The sequence below is a fragment of the Pseudoalteromonas sp. S8-8 genome (assembly GCF_000497875.1).
In the GTDB taxonomy this organism is placed as follows: domain Bacteria; phylum Pseudomonadota; class Gammaproteobacteria; order Enterobacterales; family Alteromonadaceae; genus Pseudoalteromonas; species Pseudoalteromonas arctica.
In genome coordinates, this window is sequence record NZ_AUTR01000034.1 from 146184 (window position 1) to 155998 (window position 9815).

Sequence of the window (9815 nt, forward strand, 5' to 3'; positions counted from 1 at the left end):
TCTAGTCCCTCAACGATGCATTAAACTGTTCGGCCAATTCGGCCACCACGTTATCAACTACTAGATTGATATCTTTCTCTTCGAGTGTTCTATCAACCGCTTGCAGTGTTAGAGCAATCGCCAAACTCTTATAATTTGGCTCAATACCTTTGCCCTTATACACATCGAATAAGTTTAGGTCAACCAATTGATTTCCGCCAACTTTTTCGATCACGCTTAAAATGTCGCCAGATTTAACGCTGTCTGCCACTAAAATCGCGATGTCGCGGCGATTTGAAGGGAATTTAGACACCCCTTCTGCTTGCGGTAAATTTCTTTTTTCTATTGCTGACATTTCAATTTCAAAAACAAAAGTTGCGTTGTTGATATCTAACGACTTTTGAGCTTGAGGATGTAAAGCACCAAAAAAACCAACCTTTTTGCCATCAACATATATTACAGCTGATTGACCAGGGTGAAGTCCATCTGACTGCTCGGCTTTAATTTCAAAGCGAGTAACGTCATTAGTAATTGCAAGTAAGGCTTCAACATCACCTTTTAGGTCGTAAAAATCAACGTTACGTTTTTCTTCAACCCAATGTTCACCATTTACAAGACCCGTAATAACGCCGCCAATAACCGGTACTTGGTAAACACCATTTTCTGCACTTTCGTCGCTTATAAATTTAAGACCATGTTCGAATAAACGAATGCGAGGCTGTTGGCGATTTTGGTTATACGCTACAGACGCTAATAAACCCGGCATTAAACTTACACGCATCGCTGACATTTCAATTGAAATAGGGTGCGGTAATACCATTGCTTTACACTCTGGGTGTAAAATAGCTTGTGCTTTAGGGTCTACAAAGCTGTATGTAATTGCTTCTTGGTAACCACGAGTCACTAACGTATTACGGAACTTGCTAAGTGCAATAGTTGCTTCGTTATGTGTCGTCATTTTAAGTTTTGCAGTTGGTGCAACATTTGGAATGCTGTTGTAACCGTAAACACGTGCTACTTCTTCAATTAAATCTTCTTCGATGCGAATATCAAAACGGTAGCTTGGTACGTCCGCACTCCAGCTTTCATTTTCTACTTTAACATCAAGACCTAAACGCGTAAGAATATCTGTTACTTTAGCATCTTCAATATGATGACCAATAACACGGTCTAAACGTGCACGACGAAGACGTACTTCAGTCACTTTTGGTAGTTTGTCAGCCGCAACAGCTTCAACTACAGGGCCTGCTTGACCACCTACAATCTCAAGAAGAAGTGCTGTTGCACGTTCCATTGCATCATGTTGTAGAGCAAAATCAACACCGCGTTCATAACGGTGTGAAGCATCAGTGTGTAAACCGTAGCTACGTGCTTGCCCTGCAATTGCTACAGGATTAAAAAATGCGCTTTCAAGTAATATATCAGATGTTTTATCTGTAACACCTGATTGCTCACCACCAAAAACACCTGCAATTGCAAGTGCTTTGTTATGATCGGCTATCACAAGTGTTGTGTCGTTTAATTTAGCGGTGTTACCGTCTAATAAAACAAGTTCTTCGCCTGCGTTTGCACCACGTACTTTAATACCACCTTCAATCGCATTTAAATCAAACGCGTGCATTGGGTGACCAAGTTCAAGTAATACATAGTTAGTCACATCAACAACCGGATCGATTGAACGTACGCCACTGCGACGTAGCTTTTCAACCATCCAAAGCGGTGTTTCTGCATCAAGGTTAATGCCCTTTATTACACGACCAAGGTAACGAGGACATGCATCTTCATTAACTAGCTCAATTGATACTTTGTCATCAATTGTTGGAGTAACAGCTGGAATATCTAATACGTTTACGTCAATACTATTTAAAACACCTACTTCGCGTGCTAGACCTTTTATACCTAAGCAGTCACCACGGTTTGGTGTTAAATCAACATCTATAATATTATCATCAAGACCTAGGTAATCACGTAAATCAGTGCCTACTGGTGCATCGCTTGGCAATTCCATAATGCCGTCGCCTTCTTCGCTAATACCTAGCTCAACAAAAGCACATAGCATTCCGTTTGAAGGTTGGCCGCGTAGTTTGGCTTTTTTAATTTTAAAGTCACCAGGCAGTACAGCGCCCACAGTTGCAACAGCAACTTTAATACCTAAACGACAATTTGGTGCACCACACACGATATCAAGTAGCTCATCGCCACCTACGTTAATTTTGGTAACACGCAGTTTATCTGCATCAGGGTGTTGCCCACATTCAACAACTTCACCTACAACTACGCCATTAAATTTGGCAGCAGCAGGCTCAACGCCATCAACTTCTAGACCAGCCATTGAAAGCTGTTCCGAAAGAGCTTGCGTATCAATAGCAGGATTAACCCACTCTCTTAACCACTTTTCACTAAATTTCATTTTATTGTTTCACTCTTAACGGAACTGGTTCAGGAATTTTAAGTCATTTTCGAAAAATGCACGCAAATCGTTTACGCCATAGCGCAGCATAGTTAAACGCTCTACACCCATACCAAAAGCAAAGCCGGTGTATTTTTCTGGGTCAATGCCCACAGACTTAAGTACATTTGGATGTACCATGCCACAGCCTAGTACTTCTAACCACTTACCGTCTTTACCCATAACATCTACTTCAGCCGAAGGTTCTGTAAACGGGAAGAATGAAGGACGGAAACGAATTTCCATATCTTCTTCAAAAAAGTTACGTAAAAAATCATGCAAAATACCTTTTAGCTCAGTAAAGCTAACATCGGTATCAACCATTAAACCTTCAACCTGATGGAACATAGGTGTATGTGTTTGGTCGTAATCGTTACGGTATACGCGTCCAGGTGAAATAATGCGCAGTGGTGGCTGCTCAGTTTCCATAGTACGAATTTGCACGCCACTTGTTTGTGTACGTAGTACTAATTTAGGATTGAAATAAAAGGTATCATGATCAGCACGTGCTGGATGGTGCTCTGGAATATTTAGCGCATCAAAGTTATGAAAATCGTCTTCGATTTCTGGACCAGATTTAACTTCAAAACCTAACTCACCAAAAAAGCTTTCTATGCGCTCAATAGTGCGCGTAACTGGGTGTAAACCGCCAGTAGGCATAACACGCCCTGGTAGAGTTACATCTATAGTTTCAGCAGCTAGTTTTTCTTCAAGTGCTTTACTTGCTAGCAATTCACGCTTTTCGTTGATAGCAGCTTGTACATCTTGTTTAGCTTGGTTTATAACTTGGCCTGCTTCTTTACGTTCTTCAGGTGCTATTTTACCTAACGTTTTAAGTAAGCTAGTGATTTCGCCTTTTTTACCAAGGTAATTAACCCTGATATCTTCTAACTGCGCTATTTCACTGGCACTGGCTACCGCCTCAAGTGCTTGCGCTAATATGTTTTCTAAGTTCATTCGATACCTGATCTTTCACAGAAGGTGATTGCTTAAGAGCGTGTTGGCCTTTCAAGATTGCTTTACAACAGCGTGGTTGGTTATTAAATAAGGTTAAGCATTGGACTGTAGTTTCCTACATAAGTGATGCAATAACGCTAAATAAAGACCAAACACATGCAGTTTGAAGTGTTTATCTCGGAGGCTACGTTCTTTGTTGTTCGGGTTTCGCATATAAATACTACGCTAAAGCCCTCACGACACGATTAAAGCACTCTTAAGTTAAACAAATTCCAATCAGGAAAGGTAAACACGCTCTGATAATAGCTTATGATAACTGAAAGAAGGGTCTAGATTCTAGACCTACTACAGCTTTAACGTTGATTTTATAAAAGGAATAGTTAATTTTCGCTGTGCTGCCATAGATGCATGATCTAATTTGTCGAGTACATCTAATAAAGCACGCATATCACGGCTTAAACGGGTTAGTAAAAAGCGTGCACACTCATCACTTAATTCAAGGCCGCGCATATGAGCGCGCTTAACAAGTGCTTGTGCTTTATCATCATCACTCATAGAACGAATTTGAAAGGTTGTTCCCCACGTTAAGCGAGACTCTAAGTCAGGCAGCGAGATATTAAGCATGCTAGGAAGTAAATCGGCAGTTACTACTAACATTTTTCCGGGTTCGTTAAACCGGTTAAAAAAGTTAAATAGTGCTTTTTCCCATGCATCATTGCCTGCAACTAAATGCACGTCATCAATACATAGAACATCAAGTGCTTCTAAACCGTCTAATACCATAGGTCCAAAGTCAATTACTTCGCGCATAGACAGCAGCATATTAGATAGGCCACGCTCTTGTGCTTTAATGCAGGTTGCATACAAAAGGTGAGACTTACCCGAATCACCTAACCCACATAAATAAGTATACTGAAACTTTTTAGCTAACTTCGAAAAGCTATCTTTTAAATGGTTAACCTCTAACGAATCTTCCCCACCAAAGTACGATGCAAATGTTTCGTCATCCGGCAAGGTAACCGGTAATGCCATTTGCATCGGCTCAGAAGTTAGCATTATGGCGTTATCCATTGATACTCTAAGCTATTTTTATCAACAACATGATAAAAAGCGCGTGGATCCTCATAATCTTTAAATGAGGAGTCTAACCCTAGCCCTTTTTTAAGATCACTTAGATTACCAGTGTGGTTTAGTTTAAATTCTACAAATTCTGGTGTTTTACGAACAATTTTAACTTGCGTAACAACGCTTAAGTTCAATAATCTTTGTTTTGCTAATTCAACATCAACAAAACTTTGCGTGCCTTTTAAAGTTAAGGTAGCCGCCGCTTGCTCATAATAAGCATTAGGATCGATAGCATACTCACTAGCTAAACCCTGCGCTAAAGTATCAATCATTTGACTAACAATTTGTTGCTTATCACCCGTTAATCTATTTGAATCAAACTGATCATCATTAGTAAAACGCCAATCTAAAATCCAATTTTCGCTATCCGCTTCTTTATACATTCTTGCTGTAATACTTCGCTCAGCACTGTATCGTCTAGAGGCCTCTTCTACTGGTTCTGAAAAGTTACCCCATACCTCAGGAATACCTACTAAGCGTCTATCTTGTAAATCAAGCAAAGGTACAACCACGGGTAATCCACGGCGTCCTGCTTTGTCATAAATTAACTGCTCTAATTGCGGGTAACTTTCTTGTGTTACTAATTCTCTGCGCCAATTGTCTTCAATACCTAACCATATTGCGACTAATGGGCGTTGTACTCCCCATAAAGGTAAGTTTAACTCTTTGATTAACGCATTGATCTTTCGAGCTTCAAATTTAACAACAAGTTTCAATTGTCCATTTGCTCTCTCGTCATATTCAAACTTAAGCATATAATCAGAAATATCTTTAGTGCGTTGCTGTGCTAATTTATTTTGATCCGCGGTTTCATCACCGCTTACTTTCACTAAAACATTGAGCAAAGCTTTACGACTCGCAGCTAATCGAGTGTCTCGTGTTTTGTCATCCACTTTTAAAATATCTTGATATAGATCAGTTACTTCAACTGCCGACGCAGAAAAACAAAATAAAATGGATATGGCGCTAATTAATAATCTATACACAGGCTGTTAGTTCTTGGTTTTAAACTGATTTGATCCTAAATCAAAGACAGTAACAAAGCAAAATTAAATTTGTTATCTAAGGAAATGAAAGTAATTAGCTTTTATAGAAAGTAAAAAAGATTAAATATGAATAAGATAGTTGAGTGAGTAGTACGCTATTCACTTACGTTTAACTTTACTACACTTTTCAAAACGCGAACCTTTCGGGTTTAGTTAGATCATGAAGGTATTTAATGTAAGTACTTGATGATGTTATGGTATAGATTATTCGTTATTCGCTTACATTTTACTTTCTGCAGACGTAAAGAGCCCGAATTTTTAGATGCTGGCTCTCTACAATTTGAAGCTTGTGTAATGTCATAGTGCCCACAGCGGTGGAGAGTCATAGTGAAAATGCTGCGCACTCATTGCTGAGCGGAGATTTTTCATGATTTTAGCGTCGGGAGTCGCTGCGCTCGCCCGACCTACGTGATATGTGTTGATGTAGTGTGTGTTAATTGTGCGCATTTCACTTTTCTGCAGACGTAAAAAAGCCCGAACCGTTAGATCCGGGCTTTCTACAATGTGAAGCTTGTGTAATGTCATAGTGCCCACAGCAGTAGAAAGTCACGTAGCAAATGCTACTTTATTGGCCGAATGGGGTATTGAGGGTTTTTGTTGTGATTCTAGCGTCGGGAGTCGCTATGCTCGCCCGCCCTACGTGATATGTGTTGATGTGAGTGTGTTAATTGCGCACATTTCACTTTTCTGCAGACGTAAAAAAGCCCGAATCGTTAGATTCGGGCTTTCTACAATGTGAAGCTTGTGTAATGTCGTAGTGCCCACAGCGATGGAGAGCCACAGTGAAATGCTACACTATCATCGGTCGAAGCTTTGGTTTCACTACTGAGTTCGACATGAGCTTTTGGCTATTTACTAAATCCCAGACAGCAAAAAACCCGTCACATTGCTGTAACGGGTTTCTTTAATTTGAAGCCTGGTAATGTCCTACTTTCACATAGCAAATGCTACACTATCGTTGGCCGGGGCTCGCCCTCGAGCTGTTTTGTTTCACTACTGAGCTCGGCATGGGCTCTTGGCTATTTATCAAATCCCAGACAGCAAAAAACCCGTCACATTGCTGTAACGGGTCTCTACAATTTGAAGCCTGGTAATGTCCTACTTTCACATAGCAAATGCTACACTATCATCGGCGCTGTTTCGTTTCACTACTGAGTTCGGCATGGGATCAGGTGGGTCCAAAACGCTATTGTCACCAAGCAAATTTTGGCGTTAATCCGTATCGCTACGCACTAACTGAATTTGGAAAATATCTGATAATATTTTTTAAGTCTTTCTTCAAGTAATATCTACTTTAGTTATATTAACTTCTGTCTAAACTGTCGCATAAAACGCGTTTGGCGTTGTATGGTTAAGCCTCACGGGTAATTAGTACAAGTTAGCTTAATGGCTCACACCACTTCCACATCTTGCCTATCAACGTTGTAGTCTTCAACGGCCCTTCAGAGACTTTAAAAGTCTAGTGAGAACTCATCTCGAGGCCTGCTTCGCGCTTAGATGCTTTCAGCGCTTATCAGTTCCGAACGTAGCTACCGGGCAATGCCATTGGCATGACAACCCGAACACCAGCGGTTCGTTCACTCCGGTCCTCTCGTACTAGGAGCAACCCCTCTCAATTCTCAAACGCCCACGGCAGATAGGGACCGAACTGTCTCACGACGTTCTAAACCCAGCTCGCGTACCACTTTAAATGGCGAACAGCCATACCCTTGGGACCGACTTCAGCCCCAGGATGTGATGAGCCGACATCGAGGTGCCAAACACCGCCGTCGATATGAACTCTTGGGCGGTATCAGCCTGTTATCCCCGGAGTACCTTTTATCCGTTGAGCGATGGCCCTTCCATTCAGAACCACCGGATCACTATGACCTACTTTCGTACCTGCTCGACGTGTCTGTCTCGCAGTTAAGCTGGCTTCTACCATTACACTAACCGTACGATGTCCGACCGTACTTAGCCAACCTTCGTGCTCCTCCGTTACTCTTTAGGAGGAGACCGCCCCAGTCAAACTACCCACCAGGCACTGTCCGTAACCCCGATTCAGGGGCCAACGTTAGAACATCAAAACTACAAGGGTGGTATTTCAAGGTTGACTCCACAACAACTAGCGTCGCTGCTTCAAAGTCTCCCACCTATCCTACACATGTAGGTTCAATGTTCAGTGCCAAGCTGTAGTAAAGGTTCACGGGGTCTTTCCGTCTAGCCGCGGGTACACAGCATCTTCACTGCGATTTCAATTTCACTGAGTCTCGGGTGGAGACAGCGTGGCCATGGTTACACCATTCGTGCAGGTCGGAACTTACCCGACAAGGAATTTCGCTACCTTAGGACCGTTATAGTTACGGCCGCCGTTTACCGGGGCTTCGATCAAGAGCTTCTCCCTAAGGATAACCCCATCAATTAACCTTCCGGCACCGGGCAGGTGTCACACCGTATACGTCATCTTGCGATTTTGCACAGTGCTGTGTTTTTAATAAACAGTCCCAGCCACCTGGTCACTGCGGCTCCCGTCCGCTTAGAGAGCAAGTCTCATCACAGATAGGAGCGTACCTTCTCCCGAAGTTACGGTACGATTTTGCCTAGTTCCTTCACCCGAGTTCTCTCAAGCGCCTTAGTATTCTCTACCTGACCACCTGTGTCGGTTTGGGGTACGATTCCATATAATCTGAAGCTTAGAGGCTTTTCCTGGAAGTATGGCATCAGCAACTTCATCACCGTAGTGACTCGTCTCGTGTCTCAGGTTTAGTGTTTGTCCGGATTTACCTAAACAAACGCCCTACTCACTTTCACATAGACTACCAACGCTATGCTTGCTTAGCCTGCTCCGTCCCCCCATCGCAATTATATCGAGTACAGAAATATTAATCTGTTTCCCATCGACTACGCCTTTCGGCCTCGCCTTAGGGGTCGACTTACCCTACCCTGATTAACATGGGATAGGAACCCTTGGTCTTCCGGCGTGGGAGTTTTTCACTCCCATTATCGTTACTCATGTCAGCATTCGCACTTCTGATACCTCCAGCATACCTCCCGGTACACCTTCAACGGCTTACAGAACGCTCCCCTACCACTCAGAATAAATTCTGAATCCGCAGCTTCGGTGCATAGTTTAGCCCCGTTACATCTTCCGCGCAGACCGACTCGACCAGTGAGCTATTACGCTTTCTTTAAAGGATGGCTGCTTCTAAGCCAACCTCCTGGCTGTCTGGGCCTTTCCACATCGTTTCCCACTTAACTATGACTTTGGGACCTTAGCTGGCGGTCTGGGTTGTTTCCCTCTTCACGACGGACGTTAGCACCCGCCGTGTGTCTCCCGGATATTACTTTACGGTATTCGGAGTTTGCAAAGGGTTGGTAAGTCGGGATGACCCCCTAGCCTTAACAGTGCTCTACCCCCGTAAGTATTCGTCCGAGGCTCTACCTAAATAGATTTCGGGGAGAACCAGCTATCTCCCGGTTTGATTAGCCTTTCACTCCTAGCCACAGGTCATCCCCTAACTTTTCAACGTTAGTGGGTTCGGTCCTCCAGTTGATGTTACTCAACCTTCAACCTGCCCATGGCTAGATCACCGGGTTTCGGGTCTATACCTTGCAACTATTCGCCCAGTTAAGACTCGGTTTCCCTACGGCTACCCTATTCGGTTAACCTCGCTACAAAATATAAGTCGCTGACCCATTATACAAAAGGTACGCAGTCACCCAACAAGTGGGCTCCTACTGCTTGTACGTACACGGTTTCAGGTTCTATTTCACTCCCCTCACAGGGGTTCTTTTCGCCTTTCCCTCACGGTACTGGTTCACTATCGGTCAGTTGGGAGTATTTAGCCTTAGATGATGGTCCACCTATATTCAGTCAAAGTTTCACGTGCTCCGACCTACTCGATTTCACTTAAAATGTCTTTTCATGTACGGGACTATCACCCTGTATCGTGGCGCTTTCCAGCAGCCTTCCATTAACACATAATAAGCTTAAGGGCTGTTCCGATTTCGCTCGCCGCTACTTTCGGAATCTCGGTTGATTTCTTTTCCTACGGGTACTTAGATGTTTCAGTTCTCCGCGTTCGCCTCGTTAACCTATGTATTCAGTTAACGATACCTGCAAGCAGGTGGGTTTCCCCATTCGGAAATCTTAGTCTCAAGCGCTTTTTACTAGCTTGACTAAGCTTATCGCAAGTTAATACGTCCTTCATCGCCTCCAACTGCCAAGGCATCCACCGTGTACGCTTAGTCACTTAACCATACAACCCAAACGGGTCTTT

General features: G+C 43.0%; 4 protein-coding genes and 2 rRNA genes. All 6 read right to left on the minus strand.

Going from position 1 to position 9815, the window contains the following annotated elements; all coding sequences use genetic code 11:
* Window position 1: 1 nt before the first annotated feature.
* The gene (gene pheT / locus L659_RS0110710) at window positions 2-2389 is read right to left on the minus strand and encodes a phenylalanine--tRNA ligase subunit beta (RefSeq protein ID WP_024590546.1); all 2388 of its coding nucleotides are present in this window, start codon (window positions 2387-2389) and stop codon (window positions 2-4) included.
* Window positions 2390-2404: 15 nt separating this feature from the next.
* Complete coding sequence (gene pheS / locus L659_RS0110715) at window positions 2405-3385, minus strand: phenylalanine--tRNA ligase subunit alpha (RefSeq protein ID WP_002960692.1); 981 nt, start codon at window positions 3383-3385, stop codon at window positions 2405-2407.
* A gap of 345 nt (window positions 3386-3730) precedes the next feature.
* A complete protein-coding gene (gene hda, locus L659_RS0110720) occupies window positions 3731-4441 on the minus strand; it encodes a DnaA regulatory inactivator Hda (protein WP_007580342.1) in 711 nt (236 codons plus the stop codon).
* The gene (locus tag L659_RS0110725; protein WP_024590548.1) at window positions 4441-5496 is read right to left on the minus strand and encodes a DUF2066 domain-containing protein; all 1056 of its coding nucleotides are present in this window, start codon (window positions 5494-5496) and stop codon (window positions 4441-4443) included. Before L659_RS0110725 ends, hda begins: the two co-directional genes overlap by 1 nt.
* A gap of 1145 nt (window positions 5497-6641) precedes the next feature.
* Window positions 6642-6756 (minus strand): 5S ribosomal RNA (gene rrf, locus L659_RS0110730).
* 147 nt (window positions 6757-6903) lie between these two features.
* Window positions 6904-9794: ribosomal RNA gene (locus L659_RS0110735) — 23S ribosomal RNA — on the minus strand.
* Window positions 9795-9815: the final 21 nt, after the last annotated feature.

Excerpts from the sequence above, each read along its gene's own strand:
- pheT (WP_024590546.1), bottom strand. The coding sequence starts at position 2,389 with ATGAAATTTAGTGAAAAGTGGTTAAGAGAGTGGGTTAATCCTGCTATT.
- pheS (WP_002960692.1), bottom strand. The coding sequence starts at position 3,385 with ATGAACTTAGAAAACATATTAGCGCAAGCACTTGAGGCGGTAGCCAGT.
- hda (WP_007580342.1), bottom strand. The coding sequence starts at position 4,441 with ATGCTAACTTCTGAGCCGATGCAAATGGCATTACCGGTTACCTTGCCG.